This is a genomic window from Nostoc sp. DedQUE09, assembly GCF_034530915.1.
Lineage (GTDB): Bacteria > Cyanobacteriota > Cyanobacteriia > Cyanobacteriales > Nostocaceae > Nostoc.
Genome location: NZ_JAVRCE010000040.1, coordinates 44,550 through 69,558, shown reverse-complemented (window position 1 = coordinate 69,558; position 25,009 = coordinate 44,550). Strand labels below are relative to the sequence as shown.

General features: G+C 41.9%; 20 protein-coding genes and 3 tRNA genes. 11 read left to right on the top strand and 12 right to left on the bottom strand.

The genetic code is table 11. The features are described 5' to 3' along the window. Positions 1-87: 87 nt before the first annotated feature. The gene (locus RMY27_RS22875) at positions 88-273 is read left to right on the top strand and encodes an NACHT C-terminal helical domain 2-containing protein (RefSeq protein ID WP_322667075.1); all 186 of its coding nucleotides are present in this window, start codon (positions 88-90) and stop codon (positions 271-273) included. 196 nt (positions 274-469) lie between these two features. Here RMY27_RS22875 and RMY27_RS22870 read toward each other — a convergent pair whose 3' ends face one another. From RMY27_RS22870 to RMY27_RS22855, 4 genes are all read right to left on the bottom strand, one after another. After that, positions 470-2,071: a TROVE domain-containing protein gene (locus RMY27_RS22870; RefSeq protein WP_322667074.1), complete on the bottom strand. Its 1,602-nt coding sequence runs from the start codon at positions 2,069-2,071 to the stop codon at positions 470-472. A 37-nt stretch (positions 2,072-2,108) separates the two neighbouring features. Continuing rightward, positions 2,109-2,236, bottom strand: a tRNA-OTHER gene (locus tag RMY27_RS22865). Between the two features lie 75 nt (positions 2,237-2,311). Then, a tRNA-OTHER gene (locus RMY27_RS22860) sits at positions 2,312-2,438 on the bottom strand. Positions 2,439-2,480: 42 nt separating this feature from the next. Beyond that, positions 2,481-2,610 (bottom strand) — tRNA-OTHER (locus RMY27_RS22855). Positions 2,611-3,295: 685 nt separating this feature from the next. On the opposite strand from RMY27_RS22855, the gene RMY27_RS22850 reads away from it, so the two are divergent. After that, positions 3,296-4,021 (top strand): hypothetical protein, encoded by a 726-nt coding sequence (locus tag RMY27_RS22850; RefSeq protein ID WP_322667072.1) that lies wholly within the window; start codon positions 3,296-3,298, stop codon positions 4,019-4,021. A gap of 26 nt (positions 4,022-4,047) precedes the next feature. On the opposite strand, the gene RMY27_RS22845 is transcribed toward RMY27_RS22850, so the two are convergent. Further along, on the bottom strand, positions 4,048-5,181 hold the full coding sequence (locus tag RMY27_RS22845; RefSeq protein WP_322667070.1) for a quinone-dependent dihydroorotate dehydrogenase: 1,134 nt from the start codon (positions 5,179-5,181) through the stop codon (positions 4,048-4,050). Positions 5,182-5,290: 109 nt separating this feature from the next. Between RMY27_RS22845 and RMY27_RS22840 the strand changes: the two genes are divergently transcribed. The 3 genes from RMY27_RS22840 (at position 5,291) to RMY27_RS22830 (ending at position 10,324) form a co-directional block, all read left to right on the top strand. Then, entirely contained in the window at positions 5,291-5,716 is a 426-nt protein-coding gene (locus RMY27_RS22840) for a GNAT family N-acetyltransferase (RefSeq protein WP_322667068.1), read from the top strand. A gap of 200 nt (positions 5,717-5,916) precedes the next feature. Continuing rightward, a complete protein-coding gene (locus RMY27_RS22835) occupies positions 5,917-8,841 on the top strand; it encodes a GAF domain-containing protein (RefSeq protein WP_322667066.1) in 2,925 nt (974 codons plus the stop codon). Between the two features lie 625 nt (positions 8,842-9,466). Then, positions 9,467-10,324: a PEP-CTERM sorting domain-containing protein gene (locus RMY27_RS22830; RefSeq protein WP_322667064.1), complete on the top strand. Its 858-nt coding sequence runs from the start codon at positions 9,467-9,469 to the stop codon at positions 10,322-10,324. A gap of 481 nt (positions 10,325-10,805) precedes the next feature. Here RMY27_RS22830 and RMY27_RS22825 read toward each other — a convergent pair whose 3' ends face one another. Beyond that, the gene (locus tag RMY27_RS22825) at positions 10,806-11,054 is read right to left on the bottom strand and encodes a hypothetical protein (protein WP_322667062.1); all 249 of its coding nucleotides are present in this window, start codon (positions 11,052-11,054) and stop codon (positions 10,806-10,808) included. Between the two features lie 110 nt (positions 11,055-11,164). Next, complete coding sequence (locus RMY27_RS22820; RefSeq protein WP_322667060.1) at positions 11,165-11,371, bottom strand: hypothetical protein; 207 nt, start codon at positions 11,369-11,371, stop codon at positions 11,165-11,167. Positions 11,372-12,274: 903 nt separating this feature from the next. Here RMY27_RS22820 and RMY27_RS22815 point away from each other — a divergent pair. Beyond that, positions 12,275-12,469, top strand: a complete 195-nt coding sequence (locus RMY27_RS22815) for a DUF2256 domain-containing protein (RefSeq protein ID WP_289799005.1) — start codon at positions 12,275-12,277, stop codon at positions 12,467-12,469. After that, positions 12,469-13,422: an isoaspartyl peptidase/L-asparaginase gene (locus tag RMY27_RS22810; protein ID WP_094350217.1), complete on the top strand. Its 954-nt coding sequence runs from the start codon at positions 12,469-12,471 to the stop codon at positions 13,420-13,422. Before RMY27_RS22815 ends, RMY27_RS22810 begins: the two co-directional genes overlap by 1 nt. Here RMY27_RS22810 and RMY27_RS22805 read toward each other — a convergent pair. The 4 genes from RMY27_RS22805 to RMY27_RS22790 all read right to left on the bottom strand — a co-directional run bounded on the left by RMY27_RS22805 (position 13,413) and on the right by RMY27_RS22790 (position 18,208). Continuing rightward, on the bottom strand, positions 13,413-13,835 hold the full coding sequence (locus RMY27_RS22805; protein ID WP_322667058.1) for a DUF29 family protein: 423 nt from the start codon (positions 13,833-13,835) through the stop codon (positions 13,413-13,415). The two genes, RMY27_RS22810 and RMY27_RS22805, sit on opposite strands and share 10 nt — an antisense overlap. A gap of 115 nt (positions 13,836-13,950) precedes the next feature. After that, entirely contained in the window at positions 13,951-15,330 is a 1,380-nt protein-coding gene (gene glmU / locus RMY27_RS22800) for a bifunctional UDP-N-acetylglucosamine diphosphorylase/glucosamine-1-phosphate N-acetyltransferase GlmU (RefSeq protein ID WP_322667056.1), read from the bottom strand. Between the two features lie 202 nt (positions 15,331-15,532). Further along, positions 15,533-16,777 (bottom strand): two-component system response regulator, encoded by a 1,245-nt coding sequence (locus RMY27_RS22795; RefSeq protein WP_322667054.1) that lies wholly within the window; start codon positions 16,775-16,777, stop codon positions 15,533-15,535. Positions 16,778-17,284: 507 nt separating this feature from the next. Continuing rightward, a complete protein-coding gene (locus tag RMY27_RS22790) occupies positions 17,285-18,208 on the bottom strand; it encodes a tRNA (5-methylaminomethyl-2-thiouridine)(34)-methyltransferase MnmD (protein ID WP_322667052.1) in 924 nt (307 codons plus the stop codon). Between the two features lie 26 nt (positions 18,209-18,234). Between RMY27_RS22790 and RMY27_RS22785 the strand changes: the two genes are divergently transcribed. Further along, positions 18,235-19,080, top strand: a complete 846-nt coding sequence (locus RMY27_RS22785; protein WP_322667050.1) for a sulfurtransferase — start codon at positions 18,235-18,237, stop codon at positions 19,078-19,080. Positions 19,081-19,156: 76 nt separating this feature from the next. Here RMY27_RS22785 and RMY27_RS22780 read toward each other — a convergent pair whose 3' ends face one another. Next, the gene (locus RMY27_RS22780) at positions 19,157-20,458 is read right to left on the bottom strand and encodes a hypothetical protein (protein ID WP_322667081.1); all 1,302 of its coding nucleotides are present in this window, start codon (positions 20,456-20,458) and stop codon (positions 19,157-19,159) included. 559 nt (positions 20,459-21,017) lie between these two features. On the opposite strand from RMY27_RS22780, the gene RMY27_RS22775 reads away from it, so the two are divergent. The 3 genes from RMY27_RS22775 (at position 21,018) to RMY27_RS22765 (ending at position 24,914) form a co-directional block, all read left to right on the top strand. After that, complete coding sequence (locus tag RMY27_RS22775; RefSeq protein ID WP_322667048.1) at positions 21,018-22,460, top strand: FecR family protein; 1,443 nt, start codon at positions 21,018-21,020, stop codon at positions 22,458-22,460. Between the two features lie 330 nt (positions 22,461-22,790). After that, positions 22,791-24,167, top strand: a complete 1,377-nt coding sequence (gene gor / locus RMY27_RS22770; RefSeq protein WP_322667046.1) for a glutathione-disulfide reductase — start codon at positions 22,791-22,793, stop codon at positions 24,165-24,167. Between the two features lie 111 nt (positions 24,168-24,278). Further along, a complete protein-coding gene (locus RMY27_RS22765) occupies positions 24,279-24,914 on the top strand; it encodes a YqiA/YcfP family alpha/beta fold hydrolase (RefSeq protein ID WP_322667044.1) in 636 nt (211 codons plus the stop codon). The last annotated feature ends 95 nt before the right edge of the window (positions 24,915-25,009 follow it).

Below are 25,009 nucleotides of genomic sequence, written 5' to 3'. Positions count from 1 at the left end.
TTGCAATTATACTTGGCTAGCCTTCTTTAGATTTACTTTATAAATAGTCTCTTACAGGTAGTTAAATATCGTAACCTAGATTATGCCTTGCATGGGATCAAAGTTTTCAAGCCATTCTCAGAGCAACAGGAGGAATTACTGAGGCAGTATCACGAAGCTTGCCTGTTGCTTGTCGATTGCCTCAATAGTGCTTCTGAGAAAATGCGATCGCACATCGAAGACACCCTACTCTTACCCATCGCTGAAATAGAAAAACGACCATTCAAAAATTAAATCGCCTTCTTCTTTGCGTGAGGTAAAAATCAAAAACAAAGGCGGGTGCGGGGATTGAACCCGCTAATCCCCACAATGGTGGAGACGTAACCGATAACCCTAAATTCTTCGGCCCCGAAAGGCAAGTTGCGAACAAGGATAACCCGCCATGAAGTATGAAGGATAAAGTGTTTCATCCTTTACCCTCCAGCAATATCTACAATTCACCCGTAGCTAGCATCTGAACGATCCGAGGTGTACCTGGGTCGAACCCTGCCAAATCCCAAGACAGCGAATCTTCAGGATCTACCAAGGTAATTTGGTAAGGTGTCAAGGTGACATACACCGCCTTGACGTTAGGATTTACCTTTTTGCGGTACTCCTTCAGCGCTTGACTTGGATGCTTATACCCAGCCCAGCTTTCCGAGTCAGTCCAAAAGCAGACTACATCAGCTTTAAATTTATTCTTAATCATCCAGTCATAAGCTACCGATGCATCAGTTCCACCGAAGTTTTGGTTGCTAGCTTTGCGAACCGCAGAACTAAAACTATCTTTAGCAGTGATACCTAATTCACGGAATTCGGTAGCAAAGCCGCGAATCATGTAGTTTTTCTCTGCTTTTGCCGTTACCAGTGCCATTGTGGTGGCTATTTCACAGCAAGTCAGTCCCATATCTGCAACCATGCTACCCATAGAACCAGAAACGTCCACGGCGTGCATGAACACTTTACCTGTGGGTTGCACAACATCAAAAGACAGTTCAACCGCCTTTTCTAATATGTCTACAATCCGAGGAACTGGATTCCAAGTTTTCTTACTACGTCCTAATGCCCCACCAGATTGATATGTTTTGAGTGCTTTCAAAACATCAATTGGATGGATGCGACCTTTACGCAGATGTTCCTTGTTGTTAAGAACTGCTTCCACTCGCAGCAAGTTGGCGCTTTCATCAGCTCGTAACACACCTAGTTCGGTTAAAGAACCCAGGTTACGCAACATTGCACCTATTGGCATTTCCTGAAATAGTAGCTGCCAAGCAAGCTTGTCCATTTTGCCCACAGGTGCAGCCATTTCGTGGGTTAAACGTCCTTGGGAAATAGCTTCATGGGTTTGGGTAGGATTCCGCTTCAGCCACTCATACCACCAAATCTGCGCTAACGCTTCTGAGGGGATATCTGCTGGCAATTCTTCCCAGCCTCTAACTACCCACTCAAATAGTTGACGGTGATTTTCTGTAGGCGGTTTGACATGGAACAACCGCAACGCATCTCGGTGGGAAAAGCCTTGACGCTGTTGATATTTCAATAATTGATAAGCTAAACCCTTGACATCTTTCCTTGAGAGCCAAGTTTTACCAGCTTCCCGCACTACTTTGCCAAATCCCCGCAGAGATTTGGTGTAGTTCAACCATTCATAAAAGTGGCTGCCAGTGCGGACAACTTGCGGGAAAATTTCACCAAACGCCTGTTTTGCTGCTGGTGCTTCACCCATCGATAGCAACACTAAAGCCAAGATAGGCGCACTGTTATTGATAGCGCGTCCATCGCTAGCATACAAAATTTCTTCTGCTACACGACCAGGATTTTCGGCAACAGCAAGTCTTACAACTGTCACAAAATCCTCAGTTAATTCCTGTTTACCAGCGTAGTAAGTGCTTTTTGCTGTGCCAACCAACAGACAACGGCGCAGCATTTTCCAAATACCAGCATCAAACATCCAGCCGCCGGAACGTCCCTGAACCATTTCGGCTTCTCGTCCGGGGATAGGTTGATTTTGAGGTGTAGTTGCTTTCTTTTTAGTGAAAAAATTGTAATTCATCGTTTCATCTCCCGGCCCTTGCAGGCAAAAATGAAAGGTGGCAGAGCAGGATTTGAACCTGCGACATCCGGCTTATCAGGCGATAACCCTAATTCTTCGGCCTTTTCAGGCAAGGTATGAACAAGGATGTTTTTCGGCGCTCTATCCAAACTGAGCTACCTGCCACATGAAAATTTTGGATTTTGGACTTCGGCTACGCTCAGTCGAACGATTTTGGATTTTAAATTTATCAAAATTATTTGGTGTAGCGGAGCAGGATTTGAACCTGCGACCTCTCGAACCCTAATCGATAACCCTAATTCGTCGGCCTTTGCAGGCAAGGGGTGAACAAGGATGTTTAGCGCTCTACCTCTGAGCTACCCGCCACATGAAAATTCAAAATTCAAAATTCAAAATTCAGGACTAGATTTGGTGTAGTGGAGCGGGAATTGAACCCGCGACCTCCCGCTTGGCAGGCGATAACCCTCAATTCGTCGGCCTTTTCAGGCAAGGTGTGAATAAGGATATTTAGGCGCTCTATCCACTGAGCTACCCACTACATATAAATTCAAAATTCAGCATTAAATTTGCTGTAACGAAGTAGGATTTTTACCTACACCTCCAGAAGTTTGATCGGGGGTGTTTTAGTTATATGCGATAACCCTCGATACGTCGGCCCTTCCGGGCAAGGTGGGCGCTCTGCCATTTGAGCTATTCGCTACTGGTGAAAGCTCTGACTTTTCACGGGATCTGGAAAACCTCTCTCTAAATCTCTCTCCTACAAGGAGAGAGACTTTGAATTTTCCCCCTTCCCGACACGGGAAGGGGGCTAGGGGGTTAGGTCTTTCGTGGGCTTTTCCAGATGACCTGAATTGTCAGGTGAAAGCTAACTTCCTAATAAAAGTTGACTTGTATTATTAATGTAGTACATGTATTATACGTTGTCAAGGGTCTGGCAAGCAAATTTAGAATTATTGCTTTGGAAAGAAAAGCTGAGATGTATTACGATCGCCATACATCTCAACCCCTTATTTTTTCTGGCAAAAAACTTTTGCGCGTAGTTTACCGCCGTAGGCATCGCAGACCAATCTTATATGAGCAAAAAGGTAATAAGCCTATAACGCTTGCTGAATAAAGCTTTTGCCTAAAATTTTGCCGCAACTTTGCCAAACGATACAAAAAAGTGTCTCAATTTTTGCCAATATAATAATATTATTTCCCAAAATTCACTTGGCAAAAATCGGCATGAGTGAGAAACCCATAGAAGATAACGGTAAGGCTTTTCTCGTTCTACTTTTGCCCATCTCGTTTTTGATTATTTTCCTAGTTGCCACTTGGAGAATTTTACTAGCGGTAATTGTGCTAGTAATTGCCTTCAAGCTTTGGCAGGAATATCAATGGCAACAGTGGACTGTGCGAGTTAACCCAATTTTTCATCAATTGGTTCGTGAAAATCAAGGCAGACTTACGCCAATGGACTTGGCAATCAGGGGCAATTTTCCTGGAACAACGGCAAAACGCTACTTGGATGCTAAAGCCTCGGAATTTGGTGCCAGTATAGTGAACTCTGAAGAGGCAGGGCAGTCTTATTACTTTATAACTGCCAGCATTCTCGGCAATATTCTCGATAGTAGTGAGCCTGTTAAAGAACTTCCGGCTCAACCAGTTACTAAAACTGCGCGATCGCTATTAGCACCACCACCAACCCCGCAGGAGGAAGAACCAGAAACCGAATCACTCCCACAGCAAGCCCATGAAGAAGCTAAACGATCGCTGGAAAAACAGTTAATTTTTGGCTCTCTGATTCAATCTGAACTTGCTAAACGGCTAAATGTTTATTCCAGCACGGTTTATAAACGACGAAACGATCCAGAGTTTCCTGAGTGGAGTCGCAGCAAAGACCCTGATGGTATTGCCTGGTCATTCTCGGAAAAAACTAAAGAGTTTTTCCCAGTGGAGGAAGAAGGGTAAAACAATTCGTAATTCGTAATTCGTAATTAGAATTTTGGAATATTTGTTTGTAAACCCACAGCTTCGTTGATGGAATTTAATCCGCTTTGTTCTAGCTTGGAAAGTAAACCTGCTAGAATCCGGCGTACCATCAGTGGTCCTTCGTAAATCCAGCCTGTATAAACCTGAATCAAACTAGCACCAGCAGTAATTTTTTCCCAAGCATCTTCTGAGGAAAAAATACCACCAACCCCAATAATTGGGATTTGTCCTTGGGTTTGCTGCCAAATAAAACGAATTACCTCAGTGGAGCGATCGCGCAATGGTTCACCGCTAATTCCGCCGGCTTCTTCCTGGGGTGATTTGCCAGTTTGGTCAATCACCTGGGTTTTCAGTCCATCACGGCTGATGGTAGTGTTAGTGGCGATAATTCCCGCTAGTTGGTAGGTTTTAGCAAGAGTTATGATGTCAGCGATCGCTTCCCATGATAAATCTGGGGCTATCTTGACAAAAATTGGTTTTTGTGTAGTATTTTCTTGTTGTAATAAATCTAAGATGGCACTGAGCATAGAAGCATCTTGGAGCGATCGCAACCCTGGTGTATTGGGAGAAGAGACATTAACAACAAAATAGTCTCCCAAATCCTTGAGTAAACGAAAACTATCGAGATAATCCTGTGCGGCTGCTTCTAGGGGAGTTATCTTAGATTTACCCAAATTTATCCCTATGGGTATTGCTCGGCTTAACTCATGCTTTCCTTGTTCCAAACGTGCCGCCATTACTGCTGCACCGCTGTTATTAAAACCCATCCGATTTAGAGCAGCTTTATCCAACGGTAGGCGAAACAAACGGGGAGGCGGATTTCCGGGCTGTGCGTGAAAAGTTACAGTTCCTAGTTCTGCAAAGCCAAAACCCAAGTTAGACCAAATGCCCGCAGCGACTCCATCCTTGTCGAAGCCAGCTGCTAACCCTACAGGATTTGGAAAGTTTAGCCCAAACAAATTTTGTTCTAAACGTGAATCGTACAGGGATAAAGACTTCTTTAAGCGTTGGTTTACCCAACTAGAAGGCGTTTGCGATAGCCAATTTAAACTGCGAATCGTCTGCTGATGTAACCACTCCGGGTCTGTTTTTACCACATTGAACAAAAGCGGACTAATTGCAAATTTATAAATATCCATTAGCTTTTATAAAGAAAAACTCAGAAATCAGAAGTCAGAATTCACTCTGAAATTATGTACGAGTAGGCAATGAGTATTAGTCAAAACCTTACCCAGAAGCAAAATCAGGATGATTACAGTTCAGGTAGAACAGGAAGTAACTCAGCACGATCGGATGACCCTCATCCAAATGATTCGCCAGTTCAATCAAAATTTTTTTCCGTTGTCAGAGTGGCAACCTGTAGCAGTTTTTGCACGAGATGAATTAGGCTTGATTGTTGGTGGAGTTCTGGGCGAAATCGGTTGCGATTGGCTTTATATTAGAGTCTTAGTTGTTCAAGAAAGCTTACGCGGCAAAGGGATTGGAAGCAATATCCTTAAAATTGCTGAAAAAGAAGGTCAAAAGCAAAACTGTGTAGGGGTTCATCTTGAGACATTAGACTTTCAAGCTAAGGAATTTTATGAATCTCAAGGCTACACTGTATTTGGTTTTCAAGAAAATTACCCACTTGGGCATAAAAGATACTTCATGCAAAAGTTATTTTATTTGAGTTAAACATTCAGGGGGCAGCGATTTTAAGTTGTATAGTTCAAATCGCTAGAAAGACGCAAAGATGCGGAATGCAATTTGAATGACTATTAGCTTAATTTTCTATTAACCTGTCCAGGTTCAATATTAAACACTTGTGGCAATATTACTCAGGGTGCTTTTTTGGGCATCTTATATATTACAAGTTATGTTAACCAATAAATCAGATGGGGCAGCCACAAAAACCTATAGCCGCCGAACAGCAGATCCTCTCTTTGGGGCGCGTCCTCCAAAGCCTCAGAGAAGAAGAAGATGTTGACGTTCTGATTGAAACTACTATTTCTTATCTTAAAGAAGAGTTTGACTACAAACTGATTTGGATTGCTCTTTACGATCGCCTGAATCACATATTATTCGGAAAAGGAGGCATCACACCCGATCGCGACATGAGCTTTTTACGCCAAAGAGTTGTTCTCAGTCCTGGGGATTTATTAGAACAAGTAGTAATTGAACAGCATCCTTTAGGCGTAGCTGATTTGCAAACTGAAATCCGCGCCGCCGAATGGCGAAAAATAGCCGAAAAATTCCACATCCAAGGAACGATTATTTTACCAATTCGCTACAAAGACCGTTGCTTGGGCTTGGTATTACTGGGTTCAGAACGCTGGGGCTACTTACTGACAGGAGAAACAAAAGCACGTTTGATGATGGTTTTAGGTGAACTGGGGGCAGTGCTTTATCAAAATGAGATGCATAAGCACCAAAAGCAAACCAGGCGAACTGACGAGCCATTATTAGAATTGCTAGAAAATTTACGCACCCTCAGTAACTTGAATCAAAGGCTTGAAGCAGCGGTGCAAGCAACTCATAAATTTGTCTCCCCCAATCGGACAAATGTTTACTGGTTTGAGCGAGAAGGGCGCTACTTTTGGTGTAGAATGAGCAATCAGTTGGTGAAAATGGATCGCAATTCTAGCAGTCAGCAAGCAGCGGGAATGACTGTACAGGACTTGAGCGATTTTTATTATGCTTTGGCAGTTAACCAAATAGTCTCCATTGGTGATGCCCGCAGTTCTTTAAAAAGCCATTTTACGGCTAAATTGCTGCAACGTTTGAACGTGCGATCGCTCTTGGCAGCTCCGATTATTTGGCAAAAGAACTTAGTCGGTTTTCTGGCAGTGGAAAGCAATGAACCTCGCATCTGGACAGACACAGACAAAAATTTCGTCCAGGGTGTTGCTGGTTTAATTTCTCTGGTTGCACCTACTGAAAGCATGGAAAGCACTATCAAACAGATTCAAGAGGATGCTCAACTGACTAGCCAAGTTGCTCAAGGTATCTATAGCGAACATGACCTTCAGACAACTTTATATAGTTGTGCTAAAAGAGTTTTAGCTCGATTAGGTGCTACCCGCTTTTTGCTGTTGCAGTATGACCCTGAACAGAAGAATTATCAATTTATTTACCAAAGTCAGCCCCAAAATCGTCGACCGTTGACATTTACCCTTCATACTCTCAAAGAATTAGATGGGCAGCTTTTGCAAAATTCAACTCAAGCGCTGGAAATTGAGAACTTAGATGAAGATTTACGCTTTTTTAACTGGCGTCCCTCGTTGTTAGAGAATGGTGTGCGATCGCTACTTGTTTGTAAATGCACTCATGAACATATACCAGCAGCACTTTTGGTGATTACTCATGAAAGCCATCGTTCTTGGACAACCCTAGAAAAAGAATTGCTGTGGGCCGTCAGTCAGCAGATTGGTGTAATTGTTCGTCAGTGGCAATTACATAACCGTACTACCCAGCAGCAAAAAACTTCCCAGGCATTTGAGCAATGCTTACGTATTCTGACACAATCCCAGAACAGGATTGAGGTCGAAAAAAAGCATTTAGAACGTACAGCACTTGAACAAATAGCATCAATTTTGGCTTGTCCTCTCGCGCTAATGCTATCCTGGGCGCCTGGTGAGAGTTGGGCAGAAATTATCCCTGGAGTGATTGACAATAGCCAATTTGGGATTTTTTCTGATGCATCTATTCCTATCCAAGCTGAAGCCTTAATTCAATGGGCACTTGTTACGGAGAATTATCTGACTTTGAAGGTGGATAATTTACCCCCGGAAACTCGGAAATGGTTGAATATTCCAGACAAAGGTCAAATTTTGGTGATGGCATTACGTACAACTGCTGATTATGAAACCACTAGTGTAGTGCTGTTAGCAGACTATCAAGAGCGTCGCTGGTCAGAACAAAACCTCAGTGCAACAGCAACTCTGATTTCTCAATTAGCTTGGTGGCGTCGTGAAAAGCAAATTACCCGACTTTTAGAATCCACAACAGAAGAATTACGACAACTTAACTGGTACAAACATCGTCGCCTAGAGGAAATTCAAAGAATAACGGCGCACTCCCTTAAACAAATACATGATTTGGGCATTCCTGCGAATGAACTGACTCAGATGCGCTACCAGCTATTGCTGCGGCAGTTAGACCATACAGCCGCCTCCATGAGTGGAATGCTAAAACTCGAACACTGGCAGCTACATATTAGTTGGGAAACGATGCCCATAGCCAGTTTACTGAAGCGATCGCTCGAACGGATCGAGAATTTACTTAAACAACAAAAGCTGTGGATTGGTGTACATGGTTTGGGACAACCGATTGATGAGCAAGAATCGCCCAAGAATTCTTCATTAGTTAGAGGCGTTCCTCCCTCCAGCACTCAATCTGCAATGGCGATCGCTGGTGATATTGTCAAAATTGAATTAGTTATCCATGAATTATTGATTACTGCCTGTAACCGTTCTCAAACTGGTAGCAGAATTGATATTTGGTGTCGCCGTTTAGACCCGTCAAAACCCTTAGATATAAAATATTCTTCTTCTACAACTGGAGCGGCTGAACATCAAACATCGCTAGAACTATCGATCACATATAACGGTGCGATCGAACCACAGCTACTCACAGAACTACATGATAATACACCTAAAGATGCGCTTGCTCCCTCCAAGCTTGACCAACCACCAGCTTTACATCTGGTGATCTGCCAAAATCTCATGCAAGAACTAGGAGGAGAGTTGAATTTCTATCAGTTACCAGATAATCGGGTAGTCAGTCGCTTGTTGTTGCCGTTAGCTATTCATGATTCTTAGTCCAGCTTTGCGTAAAATCGTCGCAAATTAGGAGTTCAAATTTAAACACAGATGCGCTTCATCTTCTGGCAGAAAAGGTTAGTACAACTGTGCCACTAAGGGGGATCTTTAGACTATGCACCTTAAGCAGTAAACCGCATTGATACCAATCCTGACTTCGATAATTGGTACAGGCGAGCATTGCTTGATTTTACAGTGAATTGCTTGCTCATCAAAGGATGTTCTGGCACCAACATCATTTATGTGAACTCCTCCCTACTGAATTTGTGAACTTTTCCCTACTGAATCCTTACGTAAATTCCAATTAAAAAATGCTCTTTTTTACTCAAGCTTTACAACAAACTAGTAGATGCACGACTAGTATAAATATGTAACCAATTAACTGCACCCCAGGTTTAATAACTAAATTACTTATACGGTTATTACTTATATAAAGGTGCAGAAATGGTAAATAAAAATTAGTCCTTAAATAGAAGATTTCTTCTACATAAGACAAACATGGCTTGGAAAGTTCCCAAGCTGCCCATCTTGCTTGCCTATACTTGGCTCTTACTCATTAGTAAGTCCGTAGATAAGCATGACAAATTTGCAATCTTAACATCATAAAAGAAAAACAAAAAATTGTATGAAAAAGTACACCAAAGTTGTAAAGCGTTTTTTGGCATTGGCTACTCCAGCGATCGCTACTTCGATATTGGCGACCTTACCGAGCCAAGCTGCTACCCTTGCATATTCTGAGTCAAGATTCAACATTAACAACTTTAGTAGCAGCCCTTTAAATGTTAAGACTTTGACTGATAATGTGACCACAGCAATTAGCACAGGTGGTCAAGTAACTGCTGATGCTAACGCTGAAGCTAAGTTTAATATCGATGCAAACAACTCTGCCTCTAATTTGTCCTTCAGCCAAGCTCAAGGTCAGGGTGATGGCTATACAGGGTCGGCAGAAAGCTTCGCTGCGATTATCGGTTACGATTTTATAGTAGACAAAGAATTTTCTTTTGATTTCAGTGGCTTATTTAAGCTTGAAACATCCATTGATGATATATCCACTGAACGTGCAAATGCTCGTGGAGAGTTCTTATATCAGTTATACGACAGAGATAGTGGTAATCTTTTGGACTCTTTCAATATTTCTGGAAATTTATCAACTATAGGTAACAATGATGCTTTTGTATTTGAACCGAGTAGTAACATAACTCTGGATTCAAGTCAGACTTCTATTGATAAATCTTTTGGCGGAACACAGGAATATGCTTTGACTAACTTTAAGGGTAAATATTCCCGTACTTTTGATAAGTCAACTCGTTTATTATTAATAGAATCTAAAATTAATCAAGTGAGCGTCTATACTGTACCAGAACCCTCAACAATTCTAGGTTCCCTGTTTAGTTGCACTATGTTTGGTGCTGTCTCGATACGCAAGCGTAAAAGAGCTTCTTCGGCTGCGTTGTTGGTTAATAAGGATTTAAGGTCTGTTTAGTATGCAACAGTGTGACAATCTTTGTGGAACTGTGGATATCGTTTAAAACCCGGAGTACCCCTTTTACAGTTGTCATAAAACTAAGAGATAGAAGACTATGCTTGTTTTCTACTCGTAAGTCTTGCCATTGAGTTAAGTTCATTAGCAAAAAGAAAGTTAGCTGCAAATACAGCACAATCAATTCAATAATTTATGCAAATCTTTTTTAGCTGTATTTTTAATACTCATCCACAGCTAAGTACAGCTATTTTGAATAAATTTTTACAGTCAGAATTGCATTATCTACTGCTGTTATCTGAGCTGACTTTTCATAAGCTTTGAACTCAAAAACAAGCATAGTCATTAAGCAACGCCGAAGTGTCGCTTTTACCTACTGTCTTATACTACTATATGTGGTATAAGATAGAGGTACAGAAGTATTCCTAACAAGCTTTCATGAGCTATGTCCATAAAAGCTTTCTACAAATTGGTTATGCCAGCTTTAGGAAACTGTTGCCGATGTATCAGCAGATGCAATAGCCTTATCACCATCAGTAATAACGGCAGCAAGGGCGCCAGCAAGAGCACCTTCAATAGTAGCTGTAATAGTGCCGTTGCCTACTTTATAACTGCTCTTTTTAGCAGTAGAATAAGCACGTGCGTAAGCAGATGCAACTCCCCCTTGTACTTGACTAAGATCGGAAACTTCATCTTCACAAAAACTGAGATCGGAAATTCTTAATCGTTCCATAAAAAAGCTCTCTTAGAAAAACGAATGTATTGCTGAAAGTTTTGAGAACTTTCAGCAATTTTTCTATCTAAAATGCACTGTAGTACACTTTAGGACGGACTAAGGCTTATTTAGCCGGCAGAAGAACTAGATGAACCGACACTAGCAGATAGGCTGTATTTCTTGGAGACAGCAATGGTGCTAGTAGCAATGCTGGTGATAGCGATGTTTTTACCAAAAGCGAATGCTTTTGAAGTAGCATCTGCAAAAGCTATTCCACCTTGAACATTCTCATTTTCAAGAACGGTTTCTACATGAGAAAGATCGTTGATAATCATGATTTTACTTTCCTAAGAATTAGTAAGGTCGACTTGTTTGTTGTCGTGCCACTACAACTTGTTTTTTAGTGGCATACAAAGAATAGCACTATTAGAATTCGATGAATAGTAGTTTTACGTAAATTTTCTTTTAAAAACGAAAAAATATTATATTATCAAGTTATTTACAGGGTTTCGTATTCATAAATGCTTTGAAAATGACTTTGCTATGTATTATCAAGTTAATTACAACATTTAGTATTTAGAGACTGTTTTAAAAGTGTTTTGATATGACTTTAGGCACTTTTAATCCCTCTAAGCTCCAAAGCTGCTTTATTTGATCTATTAAGGAGGATATTGTCAACAACATAGGCAATAAATTTAGGAAAGTTAGTAATCAGAGAAATTACTATCTCAAAGAGTCAATTTCAGTGCGTTGGCGAAACCTTTCTGAAGGCATCACCATTTTCTTGTGCAATCAGATTTTTTATTACCTGATTTTTTTTGCTTGAAACGCTTGTAAATCAGCACCTTTTAGCCAATGAAACATCCCTAATCCGTCAGGGGTGTTTCATGGTTTTCATTGGTATGAGTCAACTTAAGCTAAAACTCCTTTAAAATCTCGTTTCCAGCCTCTCAATTAGGCATTCCCAGTCTCCGACAGGCAATGAGATAATCTGCTAAAGTCTTTGTGCGCCTATAAATCTAGAAATAATTTGGGATAATTTATTTTTTGCAAGTCCCTAAAAGAGAAGGCTAGTAAGATTCAAAGCCTCTCTCTTTTGAGAAAAAATATTGCAACTAAGTCTAAGGATAGATTGACAATATATTTGTTCGTCGAATTTATCCTGCCTTCATAGCAAACTGGTTATAATTATCTTCCATCTCCCTCAGAAATCAAATTCTCATCTACACAGCATTTATATGGGACGTGTTCGTTCTAAATCTGACCTACCTACAAAAATCTGTCCGGTATGTCAACGTCCTTTCACATGGCGTAAAAAGTGGCAAGATTGTTGGGACGATGTGAAATATTGCTCAGAACGTTGTCGTCGTCGCCGTTCTGAAGCTCAAAATGAAACCAACCGCGATACAGACGCAAATAGCGCAAGAGATTAATGGAGTTACAGGTGCAACCTAAATTAATTATTCATGGAGGGGCTGGTAGTTCTCTCCACGGTAAAGGCGGATTAGAGGCGGTGCGCCGATCGCTCCATACAGTAATAGAAGAAGTTTATTCTCTGCTATTGTCAGGAGCAACTGCCTCAGAGGCAGTGGTGCAGGGTTGTCTAATGCTCGAAGACAACCCCCGTTTTAATGCTGGTACTGGTTCAGTATTGCAATCCGATGGACAAATCCGCATGAGTGCTTCCCTGATGGATGGTGCATCAGGGCGGTTTAGTGGTGTGATTAATATCTCGCGGGTAAAAAATCCGATTGATTTAGCGCAATTTTTACAAAGCTCGCCAGACCGAGTGCTATCAGATTTCGGTTCGGCTGAGTTGGCGCGGGAAATGCAAATTCCCAGCTATAACGCTTTAACTGATTTGCGGTTACAAGAGTGGATACAAGAGCGCCAGGATAATTTTAAAAGCACAATGGCTGGTGTGGTAGCAGAACCCGAACTGCTAGAAACCAGCAATGCCGGACGCGGTACCATCGGTGTAGTAGCTTTAGATGCATCTGGTAAGCTAGCTGCTGGCACTTCTACTGGTGGTAAGGGATTTGAACGGATTGGCAGGGTAAGTGATTCGGCGATGCCAGCAGGTAATTATGCTACTAGTAATGCTGGTGTTAGCTGTACTGGCATTGGCGAAGATATCATTGATGAGTGTTTAGCCGCACGGATTGTAGTGCGTGTCACTGATGGGATGTCACTGAAGGAGGCCATGCAGCGCTCCTTTGGGGAAGCCCACGAGAACAAACGCGATTTGGGAGCGATCGCCTTAGATGCTAGTGGAGCGATCGCTTGGGGGAAAACTAGCGAAATCTTACTCGCTGCCTACCATGACGGCGAAAAAATTGGTGATACTTTGGAATGGACTGGTAACGAACTGATCGGCTATTGTTGAATCAGTTTCAGGGCTTCGGCTAAAGTTTCTTGCTGGTCAACCATTGCGGCCAATTCTTGGGCTTTATAATGCCCCTCCAAAGCTTCTAGCGTCGCTCTTTTCAGTGCCACTTGATATCCTTGTTCCAGAATATCGATTAATTCTGCTTGATTCAAGTAAAAGCCACCGGATTTGCGGCGCTTGTTTATTTTGTTGATTTCCCGCACTGTATTTTCTATTGAAACATCCCAAGAGCGAGTAGAACGTTTTTCGGCCATTTGTTTAATTAAATGGATGAGCAGAATCACACCATGACTATCAATTTTATTGATTTTGTCACTGAGGCTCATTTCTTCTAACTCATCCACTAACAGCAACGCCTCATGGATTTTGCCTTGTTCTAGAAATTGCTTAAGTTCTAGCAGTTCTTCCATGCATGTTATATGTTGAGATTTTGCCTATACTACTAATCTAGCTAGATTAGACATCTAGCAAAAATCGTGGTTTTAGACTATAAACCACAGATCAACCGCGATTAACACCGATAAATTATTTATGTTGATCTGTGGTTTCATTTTCAACATTTTTCCTTCGCCAAGCTGGTTTTACCACCTGACGACTACGGGCAATTACCAGAGAATCATCAGGAACATCTTCTGTCACAGTAGAACCAGCTGCAATGTAGACATCATCTCCCAAAGTGAGCGGAGCCACTAAAACGCTATTGGCACCAGTCTTGGTGCGATCGCCTATTTTGGTGCGATGTTTCTTCACGCCGTCATAGTTGGCAGTAATTGTACCAGCACCAATATTCACCTGATTGCCGACAACAGTATCGCCTATATATGACAAATGTGCTGCATTGGTGCGATCGCCTAATTGCGTATTTTTTAATTCCACAAAATTCCCCACACGGCAACCAGCACCCACCTGTACCTGACCGCGCAAATGAGTATAAGGGCCAATTCGGCTTCCGGCCTGCACGGTGCTATTTATAACTACTGAATATTGCACCGTGACATTTTCACTTAACTGACTATTTTCAATTAAACTCCCCGGCCCAATGCGACTTCCTGTTTGGATCGTAGTATTTCCCCGCAGATGAGTTTGGGGTTCAATAATTACATCCGGCTGTAATTCCACTGTTTCATCAATGGTGATGCTTGTGGGGTCGATGAGGGTGACACCCGCCAGCATCCATTTTTCTTTGACTCGTTTTTGCAAAATTTCGTATGCTGTTGCCAGTTGCAAGCGATCGTTGATGCCGAGAATTTCTTGGTAATCTTTCACATCCACTGCCATCACTTGTCCCACCTGAGTCACAGCATCGGTAAGATAATATTCTTTTTGGGCATTGTTTGCCTGGAGGTGAGGAAGCACCTTTGCCAAATCTGGCCAGCGAAAGCAGTAAACTCCAGCGTTAATCCGCTGATTTTGTCTTTGAGCAGCTGTACAATCCTTGTGTTCGACTATTTCCTGCACAATATTTTCATCGTTACAAAAAACCCGCCCGTAGCCTGTGGGGTCAGGTAGGTGCGAGGTGAGAATAGTGGTAGAGTTTTGATTTCGGACGTGAGTTTGTAACATCTGCTTAAGAGTTTCGCTGCGTATTAACGGTAAATCGCCGTTAAGTACCAGCAAATCTCCAGTGTAATTTTCCAAGTGAGGAAGTAATTGCTGGATAGCATGACCTGTCCCCAATTGCACAGTCTGTTCGACAAACTCCAAGCTGGGAATTGAATGCATGGCGGCTTGCACTTCTTCGGATTGATATCCCACAATCACGATTTGCCGTGAGGGCGAAAGTGGTTCTACACTTTCGAGAACTCTCTCTATTAGCGATCGCCCACCCAAAGAATGTAAAACTTTGGGTAAGCGTGATTTCATCCGTGTGCCGCGTCCTGCCGCTAGAATTGCTACAACTACCATAATTAGCTATCAGCTATCAGTGAAATGTGATTAATGCTGTTGGTACTTTAAAATCTCGGCTCAAATCATACCAGCTAATTATAGAAGACTGAAAATATTAAAGGAGTCGGAATTCTGGAGTCGGTATAACTTTACTCCTCAAAAGCAGAGATTATGATAATACCAATCAGCGTTCATTACAGTAGCTACAAATTATTATTCCCTATTCTCCACTCTTCCCTTTTTCCTGACAAGAGCAAATAAACTCTGCAAACTGCTGCATTAGTTGGGGATTACGCCAACCGGAATCAGTTTCTTCTTGCATCACTAAAAGTGCTTCTGCTGAAGTAAAAGCTCTTTTGTAAGGTCGTTCACTGGTTAGGGCATCATAAATATCAATTAACTGAAACACTTGTGCCAGGTAAGGAATATCATCCCCCTTGAGTTGATCGGGGTAGCCTGAGCCATCCCAACGTTCGTGGTGATGACGAATAATCGGAATTACACCCCGCATAGTGCGTAGTCGTTGGCAGATTTTTTCTCCAATCAAAACGTGCTGCTGCATGATCTGCCAATCTTCGGGGGTAAGTTTGCCTTTTTTCAGCAGCACCGCATCGGGAATACCCACTTTACCGATATCGTGGAGATAACCACCCCACATCAAATCTCGAATTTGAGAGCGTGATAGGTTGAGGTATTCACCAAAAAATTGCCCCAGTTTTACTAGACGTTCGCAATGGTTGCCTGTATTGGGGTCGCGACTTTCAATGGACATGGCAATGGAAAACAGTACTTGTTCGGCATGGTCTAAATCTTCGTTCAGACGCTTCTGCCGCACCAAGGACTTCACACGCGCCGCTAGTTCCACCCGATCGAAAGGTTTGGTGAGAAAATCATCTGCCCCAACTTCAATTCCCCGAATGCGCGATCGCCTGTCATTTAACGCTGTAATAAAAATTACTGGGATTAGCCTAGTCTGCTCATCCTGTTTAAGCAATTGGCAGACTTCAAATCCATCCATTCCTGGCATCATTACATCCAGCAAAATCAAATCTGGTTGTTTTTGAGTTACCAATCCCACAACAATAGAACCACTGTCCGCCTCAATCACTTCGTATCCTTCCATCCCCAAGAGGGCAACAGCAGTCATCCGACTGGCGGCATGATCGTCAACTACTAAAACCTTTGGCGGATCTAAATCAAACCCATTCACTTTAGAACCTTTGGCTTGTAGTGTTCTAGAGACCAATGAATCATCACCACAATTAACATCAGATTTTATCCAAGAAGAAATTGCTTGCCGATCTTCAAGCATAAGGTCTCCTTGAGATAAGCCTAAAGAATAACCCTCCGCATTTTGCGATTCCACGGCATGATTTGAACCGATATTCTTCACTGTGCTAATGGGGTTGGACCCATTAACTATTTTTTCTGTAAAGCCTGTATGGTTGGATTTCCATTGAATCACAAAGGCACTCCAAGTTTTTGCACAAGTTAACAGTGTCAGATGTTAAAAACAAATTTAATATTTGACTGTATCTGAGTCAGAGTTTCCATAGGGATTATGCATGATCTCAAGCTGCCGAGATGAATTTTTCCCAGTATGTATTTTTATGTTACAAACACCGTGTATCTTGTTGTCAAATTTTTTGCTTCTAATTTCAGTATGATAAATTCTCACAAATGTTAAATCAGGTTTTTTACGGAGATTTTTTAGCCTTATAGCGTCAGAAAGCGTTATATTTTGACTGCTTTATATCAAGATATCGGATTTTGAGTTTCAAGTCTTTATAGTAATCATTGTAATCATTAGATATAAATGTTTTTACTTACTCAGTTATAGCAATACTAAGTACTATGGAAAAATATGTAGTATTGAATACTAACATAAAGATAAGCTATTTGGCTCGTAAAAACTCGTTGAATTAGGCTTGCAGCCCATAGGCGTAGCATATTGTATGATATTGCAATCAAACTACAAACTAGTTCCCAGAAAATCCCTGCCTTGTGTTCCCAATAGCCACCTTTTTCGCCAATGGGAGGCAGTTTCAAGGCAAGAGATTTGTTGCTCTTGTTGTCGCCGCCTGACTATGACTTCGGTTGGATCACTCAATTGAGGATCGCGATAGGGAATAGCAGCACGAGTTAGCAAGTGTTCTTTTTCAACTTCTGAGAGAGTAGTAAGTGGAGAGTGGTCTTTAGACTCAGCATTTTTAGAATGTGTTGCTACGGTACCAGGCGATCGCCTTCCTACAGGTGGGGTAGAAGATATTACCAAGCCAGCAGACAAAAGTGCTGTGCGTACAGCAGCAGCACAAGAATAGGTGGCTAATAAACCATCTGGATGTAAACACAATGACAGTTGTTGAATAAATTCAACAGTCCATAATTGAGGACACTGTGGTGGTGAAAAGGGATCGAGGAAAATTGCATCTGCCCAGAAACCCGACTGACGTACTAGCGTGATCGTAGTTCTCGCATCGCCAATTAGTAGCTTCGCTTTCAGGCAAGGTGTTTGCACTTGATGCTCAAAAGCTAGCTGTTTCAAAATTTCAATATACTTAGAGTTCCAATTATCGAACAACTGATGAGCGATCGCTGCTTGTGGCACTGCTGGATTCAGTTCTAAACCGATTATTTCAACACAACAACTAGGATTCACGTCCCAAATTGTTTGCAAAGCAGCAGCTGTGTTATATCCCAGACCATAACAAACATCCAATAGTCGCAAGATCGGTTTTTGCGCTGCTGTAGCCAGTTGAGTGGGTTCTACAAACTTGCAAAAACTTTCCTGAGTAGCTCCAGAATGGCTGTGAAAGGATTCACCAAACTCTTGAGAGACAAAGGTGAAAGAACCATCTGCTGTTAACTTAGGTGTAAAATTCTTTAAGTCTGACATCTTACAAAAAAACTAAATAATGACTAATGCCCAATACTTCGGCTTCGCTCAGTACAAGTCCCCAATTTGTTGTTTCGCCAGCTTGGCTGTTTGAACATCTAGAAGATCCACAAGTCGTTATTGTGGATTGTCGCTTTTCTTTAGCCGATCCACAACTAGGACAACAACAGTATCAAACAAGTCATATAGAGGGGTCGTATTACTTGGATTTGAATCAGGATCTTTCCAGTCCAGTGGGTAAGCATGGCGGGAGACATCCTTTACCTAACCCTAATGATATAGCTAACAAATTGGCAGCGATTGGGGTAAATTACCAAAAAAGTTTAGTTGTAGCTTATGATGATTCGCGCTTTGCCTTTGCGGCTCGTCTATGGTGGCTGTTGCGCTATCTAGGACATGAGCAAGTAGCAGTACTAGATGGCGGTTTGGCTGGATGGCAAAAAGCTGGATATTCTGTCACAGATGTTATTCCTCCCCCGCGGATGGGTAGATTTGTCGCTCAAGTACAAACAGAAAAGGTGGTAGATATTACAGCCGTGAAAAGCCGGAAAGATAGCCACGAGGTAGTATTGGTAGATTCAAGAGAGAGCGATCGCTACCGAGGCGAACGAGAGCCAATCGATCGAATTGCCGGACATATTCCCGGTGCAGTCAACTATCCCTGGCAAGAAGTTACAGACTCTTCCGGCTACCTACTTCCTCAAGAAGAACAACGCCATCGGTGGGAAAAGCTAAAAACAGCCGAAGAAATATTGGTATATTGCGGTTCTGGCGTTACTGCTTGTGTGAATTTACTGTCTTTAGAATTAGCTGGTATTAACAAGGGTAAACTTTATGCTGGTAGCTGGAGTGATTGGATTTCCTATTTATAGTCATTAGTCATTGGTCATTAGTTTTTAATAAAGGATAAATAATAAAGGACAAATGACTAATGACAAAGGACAAATTTCAAAATTTACCTAATTGAAAACCGTAATTAATAGTGAAGAACCAGCCATCAAAATCAATGTTTTCGGCGGTTGAACTACCTAAACTTACTCCAGCTTGGACATTCATATTAATGCTGTCGGATATTCGGTAATTTAAGTGTCCGAATAGCCGATAAAATTCGTCTTCTCGATCGCGCTGTGTAAAGTCTGATAAGTACATTTGGTAGCCAATACCAACCTGGAGAGGCTTTTGCAAGTAGTAGTTCAGAGACACCCACAAGGAATTGATTATCCGATCACGACTTTGGGGATCGGCAAAATTTACACTCAATTCGTAGAAGCTATCTAGGGTTAATCTTGAAGTTAAAGGATCTCGGCGTCCCAAAGACAGTTGTAGGGAATTTTCATTTAAAAAGCGATCGCCTGCTTTGAAGCTATCCGGGCGATCGCTGCTGTTGGCATAAAATAAATGTTGATTGCTCCAACTAATTTCTCCAAACATTCGTTGGGATAGCTGCTGGTAAATACCGAGATTGAATCTCACCTGATTGTAATGATATTCTGACTGATTTATATAACGAATCAGATTGCCATCAATTGAGCCATTTAAAAAAGTTTTAGATCCCAAAGGGAAATATGTAGAGGCTAGTGTCAGTCCAGAAATAATTAAACCATCTTCTATGGGAATATCATTTGAGGAAAATATGTTACTCGTTTGGAAGTAGCCGACACGTCCTTGTAGATAGCCGATAGGTTTAAACTGAGGTACAGGTTGTTCTGTCGGTAGTGGTAGCTGTTGTTCTAGGGGCCGTAACCGCACCCGTAACCCCAATTCGCGATCGCTATTAGATTCAAATGGTAGTTTTGGCGCTCGTAGCAGTTCTAGCAACCTCTCTCGCCTTTGAGAATACTCTCTTTCAGGCAAATTTAATAGTTGCTCCTTTGAGTCTGAAGGAGATATGGGCAAATTATTTGGCTGCGATTCTAGCTGCGGCGGTTCATTTTGCTTTTGAGTATCTATAGGTTCTTCGGTTTGATCTGGGATTTGAGTCGTTTCTGGTGTTTGCTGTGCCAGATTTAACGGCATCCGAGAGTCTAAAGTATGTGACTCACTCGACAGCTTGCACAAAGAGTTAATTGCTTTTTGCTCTAACTTATGACATAACTGCTCATGAATTAACTGTGTAGTTGCTAAATGATTAGGATGTAAAACATCTGTAATTGCAGATTCTGCCGCATCTACTCTAATGCAACACCAGCTTCCACCACTGGACGTTAACAAAATACAAAAAAACAAATTTTTCCAGTTCTTGAGTCGCATCTGGTTAGATCGCATTAATTGCGTTTGGCAAATGTAGACCCACAAGCTGTATCGGAAGTTCCGACTACAAAGATACAGTTGATTGCATCTATTTTAGCTTTGTAGGTATATACTGAAACTACAAACTAAAATTGCTTCTTTTCGGATTTTTCCCAGATTTTTATGTAAAACTGAGATGCTCCGATAAAATACCTGCTTAAATTTTAGTGAAATACAGCTAGTGGATAATTTCACAACAAATTTTAGCAAGTTATTGTCCACCATAATTAATGACTTTCTGCCTGAAGTGATTATAAAGGGTTATATGTAAAGTACTTTTCGTTTATTTTTTTATATCAAATACTAGCTTCTCAATTTCCTACAGACTTGATTACATACAATTTCAGTTTCATAAGAAAAACTTAAATCAAGTAAATATATATATCATTTATTATTTATTTTATGCATTAAATCTAAATTAAAATTTAAACTAATTTACCTAAAAAACTCTTACAACAATTAGCATTAGCATAAACTTTAATTTTTATGATATTAATTGAAGGTAAAAATTTCTCAAACTATGTTTTATAAATCGTTTCCATTATTGGTGATTGGTTTATGGGGACTTATAGTACTGCCTCTGCCAGATCGGGTAAGCGCTATAACTCCTCTAACGCGAGCACAAATTCAGAACCTCCGCAACATCGTACAACTGATACCCAAAGATAAATTGAAGAAACGTCCTGCACGCAAATTAGATGCAATGACCCCTGGGGACGGGTTGTCAACTGGTCGAGCTTCCCTAGCAGATTTGCGTTTTAATGATGGCTCTTTGGCACGAGTTGGAGAACAGGCGTTATTTCAATTTTTGCCGAAGACTCGTGACTTTAAACTGACAAACGGGACTGTGTTGTTGCTCATCCCACCAGGAAAGGGGCAAACACGTATACAAACACCAAATGCAGCAGCAGCAATTCGTGGTTCAGCATTATTTGTACGCTACGACCAACAAACTGACACCACGATTGTGGGTGCGCTGACAAATAGCGGCATTGAAGTTTCTAACAAGAAAGCTTCTCAAACTCAGGTGTTGGAAGCAGGACAAATGGTGATTATAGTTAAAGGCGAATTTCAGAGGTTATATGATTTTGATCTCAGAAATTTTTATGAAACGAGCCAGATGGTTCGGGAACTTGATTTGAACAGGCAGAGTCCTGTGCCTACACCTGATCCTGCAATCACCAGTGTTCAAGCCGAAACTACTGCGGCTTTGAAAGCACAGCCACCTATAAAAGGCGAGGGAGTAATTGAAAACCCCTCTTTTGTGCAGTTAACTCCACAAGTTGGCCAAACTGAGAAATTACTCAACACCCCAACAGATCCAACACCCGTAACCTCAACAAATCCAACATCCGTAACGCCAACAAATCCAACACCTGTAACGCCAACAAATCCAACACCCGTAATACCCGTAACACCAACACCTGTAACCTCAACAGATCCAACACCCGTAACGCCAACAGATCCAACGCCCGTAACGCCAACAGATCCAACGCCCGTAACGCCAACAGATCCAACACCCGTAACGCCAACACCCGTAACGCCAACAGATCCAACACCCGTAACGCCAACAGATCCAACGCCCGTAACGCCAACACCTGTAACTTCAACAGATCCAACACCCATAACGCCAACAGATCCAACGCCCGTAACGCCAACGCCTGTAACCTCAACAGATCCAACACCCGTCACTCCAACAGATCCAACGCCCGTAACACCCGTAACACCAACACCTATAACTCCAACACCCGTTACTCCAACAGATCCAACGCCCGTAACACCCGTAACACCAACACCTATAACTCCAACACCCGTTACTCCAACAGATCCAACGCCCGTAACACCCATAACACCAACACCTGTAACTCCAACACCCGTCACTCCAACAGATCCAATACCCGTAACACCCGTTACTCCAACAGATCCAACACCTGTAACTCCAACTGACTCTCCAAGTACATAAAAATTGCTAATGAGGGCAAAATGCTCTGCGAACGCCGAAGGCAGTACGTTTTGTCATAATTTTACGTAAATCTTGTGGAATTTAGCTGCTCCAATGCGGTAGCACAGACTTATGCTCGACTAGGGGCAAAACTATACAACTGTTAACTACTGCCTTTACAGCCGCCAAAGCAAAAAGTGATATTCCCTACGACCAGATAGCATCTGCTAACGCTAGATTAAATCAAGGACAGGACTTACACAGCGTTCACCAAATATCCTTATATAGTTCAATCACGTTCTGTGTGTAAGTTCCCAGGAACTCACTTGTTGCTAAAGAGAACATAAACTTATGACTTTTGATTACGACCTGTTTGTAATTGGTGCGGGTTCTGGAGGTTTGGCGGCTTCCAAACGAGCGGCTAGCTACGGCGCAAAAGTGGCGATCGCTGAATATGATTTAGTTGGTGGCACTTGTGTGATTCGCGGTTGCGTTCCCAAAAAACTCATGGTCTATGGCTCTCACTTTCCCGAACTATTCAGTGACGCTTCAGGCTATGGCTGGAAAGTAGGTAATGCTGAGTTTGACTGGGAATATTTCATTACATCTATAGATAAGGAAGTTCGGCGACTGTCACAACTACACATCAACTTTTTGGAAAAAGCCGGAGTAGAACTATTTTCTGGTCGCGCCACATTGGTAGATCCCCACACCATAGAAGTACATGGACGTAAGGTTACAGCAAACAAAATTTTAATTGCTGTTGGTGGGCGTCCCGTCAAACCAGATTTACCAGGGATGGAACATGGCATTACCTCTAACGAAATCTTTCATCTAAAAGAACAACCAAAACATATCGTTATTATTGGCGCTGGTTATATCGGCACGGAATTTGCTTGTATTATGCGCGGTTTGGGTTCTAAGGTGACACAAATTACTAGAGGTGACAAGATTTTGAATGGGTTTGATGAAGATGTCCGCACAGAAATTGAAGAGGGAATGACAAATCACGGGATTCGGTTGATTAAAAATAATGTGGTGAAAGAAATTGAACGCGTGCCAGAAGGGTTGAAGCTAACTTTATCAGGGGATGACCAAGAACCAATAATTGCCGACGTGTTTTTAGTAGCCACCGGTCGAACTCCCAATATAGATCGACTAGGTTTAGAAAACGCTGGGGTTGATGTTGTCGCTACTTCTATGGAAGGGCCTGGATACGCAACCACAAGTGCGATCGCAGTCAATGAATATAGTCAAACTAGTCAACCGAATATTTTTGCTGTTGGCGATGTCACAGACCGAATCAATTTAACTCCCGTAGCTATTGGCGAAGGTCGCGCTTTTGCCGATAGCGAATTTGGGAATAATCGCCGCGAATTCAGTCACGAAACTGTACCCACAGCCATATTTTCTAGCCCAGAAGCTGCAACAGTCGGCTGGACAGAAGCCGAAGCACGGGAAAAACTTGGTGATGCCGTCAAAATTTTTCGCACTCGCTTTCGCCCTATGTATCACAGTTTGACTGGTAAGCAAGAGAAAACAATGATGAAGTTGGTTGTTGATAGCAACACCGACAAAGTTCTAGGCGCTCACATGGTAGGTGAAAGTGCCGCAGAGATTATCCAAGGTGTAGCGATCGCAGTCAAGATGGGCGCAACTAAAAAAGACTTTGATGCCACTGTGGGTATCCATCCCTCATCCGCAGAGGAATTTGTCACAATGCGGTAAAAAACTTAGGAGTAAGGAGTTTTGAGTTATGAATTATAAGTGTGCCACAAAAAATGATAAATAAAAATTTATCAACACTCAATAATTTTTAACTCCTAACTATTTACAACTTTGGACTACATATATCTTCACGGATTTGCTTCCAGCCCTAAATCTGCCAAAGCGCAGGATATAGGCGATCGCTTTACCCAAATTCAGACAAAGCTGAAAATCCCCGATCTCAATGCTGGCGATTTTTCCCAATTAACAATCACTCGTCAGCTCACTCAAGTTGCCGCAGAATTCAGCAATGATTTTACACCAGTAACACTAATTGGCTCAAGTTTGGGTGGTTTGACCGCTGCCCACTTGGGACAACAAAATTTACAAGTGCAACGCTTAGTTTTGCTAGCACCAGCTTTTGGGTTTTTATCCCATTGGTTGCCCAAACTAGGAGATGAAGAAGTACAGCGTTGGCAGCAAGAAAAATATATCATGGTCTACCACTACGGGGAAGAGCGATTAATTCCTTTAAGTTACGATTTCGTCATAGATGCTGCCCAATACCAAGAAAAACTTTTGCAACGCCCTATCTCCACGCTAATTTTGCACGGAAAAAAGGATGAAGTCATTCCAATAGAAGCTAGTCGGCACTTTGCGCACTCCCGTTCTTGGGTGGAGTTAGTTGAACTCGACAGTGACCACGCCTTGGGTAATGTTATGGAAGAAATTTGGCAGGCAATTCGCCTCTTTTGCCAATTACCTTGAAGTTGTAAAATATTAGACTCACACATAACTAATGTCCTTAGTCATTTGTCCTTTGTTAGTTACTAATGACCAATGACTAATGACCATTGACTAAT

Bases quoted from the DNA above. Each gene is read 5' to 3' on its own strand.
- RMY27_RS22825 (WP_322667062.1), bottom strand. From the start codon at position 11,054: ATGGAACGATTAAGAATTTCCGATCTCAGTTTTTGTGAAGATGAAGTT.
- RMY27_RS22780 (WP_322667081.1), bottom strand. From the start codon at position 20,458: ATGCGACTCAAGAACTGGAAAAATTTGTTTTTTTGTATTTTGTTAACG.
- RMY27_RS22830 (WP_322667064.1), top strand. From the start codon at position 9,467: ATGAAAAAGTACACCAAAGTTGTAAAGCGTTTTTTGGCATTGGCTACT.
- RMY27_RS22850 (WP_322667072.1), top strand. From the start codon at position 3,296: ATGAGTGAGAAACCCATAGAAGATAACGGTAAGGCTTTTCTCGTTCTA.
- RMY27_RS22820 (WP_322667060.1), bottom strand. From the start codon at position 11,371: ATGATTATCAACGATCTTTCTCATGTAGAAACCGTTCTTGAAAATGAG.
- RMY27_RS22815 (WP_289799005.1), top strand. From the start codon at position 12,275: ATGGGACGTGTTCGTTCTAAATCTGACCTACCTACAAAAATCTGTCCG.
- RMY27_RS22810 (WP_094350217.1), top strand. From the start codon at position 12,469: ATGGAGTTACAGGTGCAACCTAAATTAATTATTCATGGAGGGGCTGGT.
- glmU (WP_322667056.1), bottom strand. From the start codon at position 15,330: ATGGTAGTTGTAGCAATTCTAGCGGCAGGACGCGGCACACGGATGAAA.
- RMY27_RS22845 (WP_322667070.1), bottom strand. From the start codon at position 5,181: ATGGATATTTATAAATTTGCAATTAGTCCGCTTTTGTTCAATGTGGTA.
- RMY27_RS22840 (WP_322667068.1), top strand. From the start codon at position 5,291: ATGATTACAGTTCAGGTAGAACAGGAAGTAACTCAGCACGATCGGATG.
- RMY27_RS22790 (WP_322667052.1), bottom strand. From the start codon at position 18,208: ATGTCAGACTTAAAGAATTTTACACCTAAGTTAACAGCAGATGGTTCT.
- RMY27_RS22785 (WP_322667050.1), top strand. From the start codon at position 18,235: ATGCCCAATACTTCGGCTTCGCTCAGTACAAGTCCCCAATTTGTTGTT.
- RMY27_RS22775 (WP_322667048.1), top strand. From the start codon at position 21,018: ATGTTTTATAAATCGTTTCCATTATTGGTGATTGGTTTATGGGGACTT.
- gor (WP_322667046.1), top strand. From the start codon at position 22,791: ATGACTTTTGATTACGACCTGTTTGTAATTGGTGCGGGTTCTGGAGGT.
- RMY27_RS22870 (WP_322667074.1), bottom strand. From the start codon at position 2,071: ATGAATTACAATTTTTTCACTAAAAAGAAAGCAACTACACCTCAAAAT.
- RMY27_RS22805 (WP_322667058.1), bottom strand. From the start codon at position 13,835: ATGGAAGAACTGCTAGAACTTAAGCAATTTCTAGAACAAGGCAAAATC.
- RMY27_RS22835 (WP_322667066.1), top strand. From the start codon at position 5,917: ATGGGGCAGCCACAAAAACCTATAGCCGCCGAACAGCAGATCCTCTCT.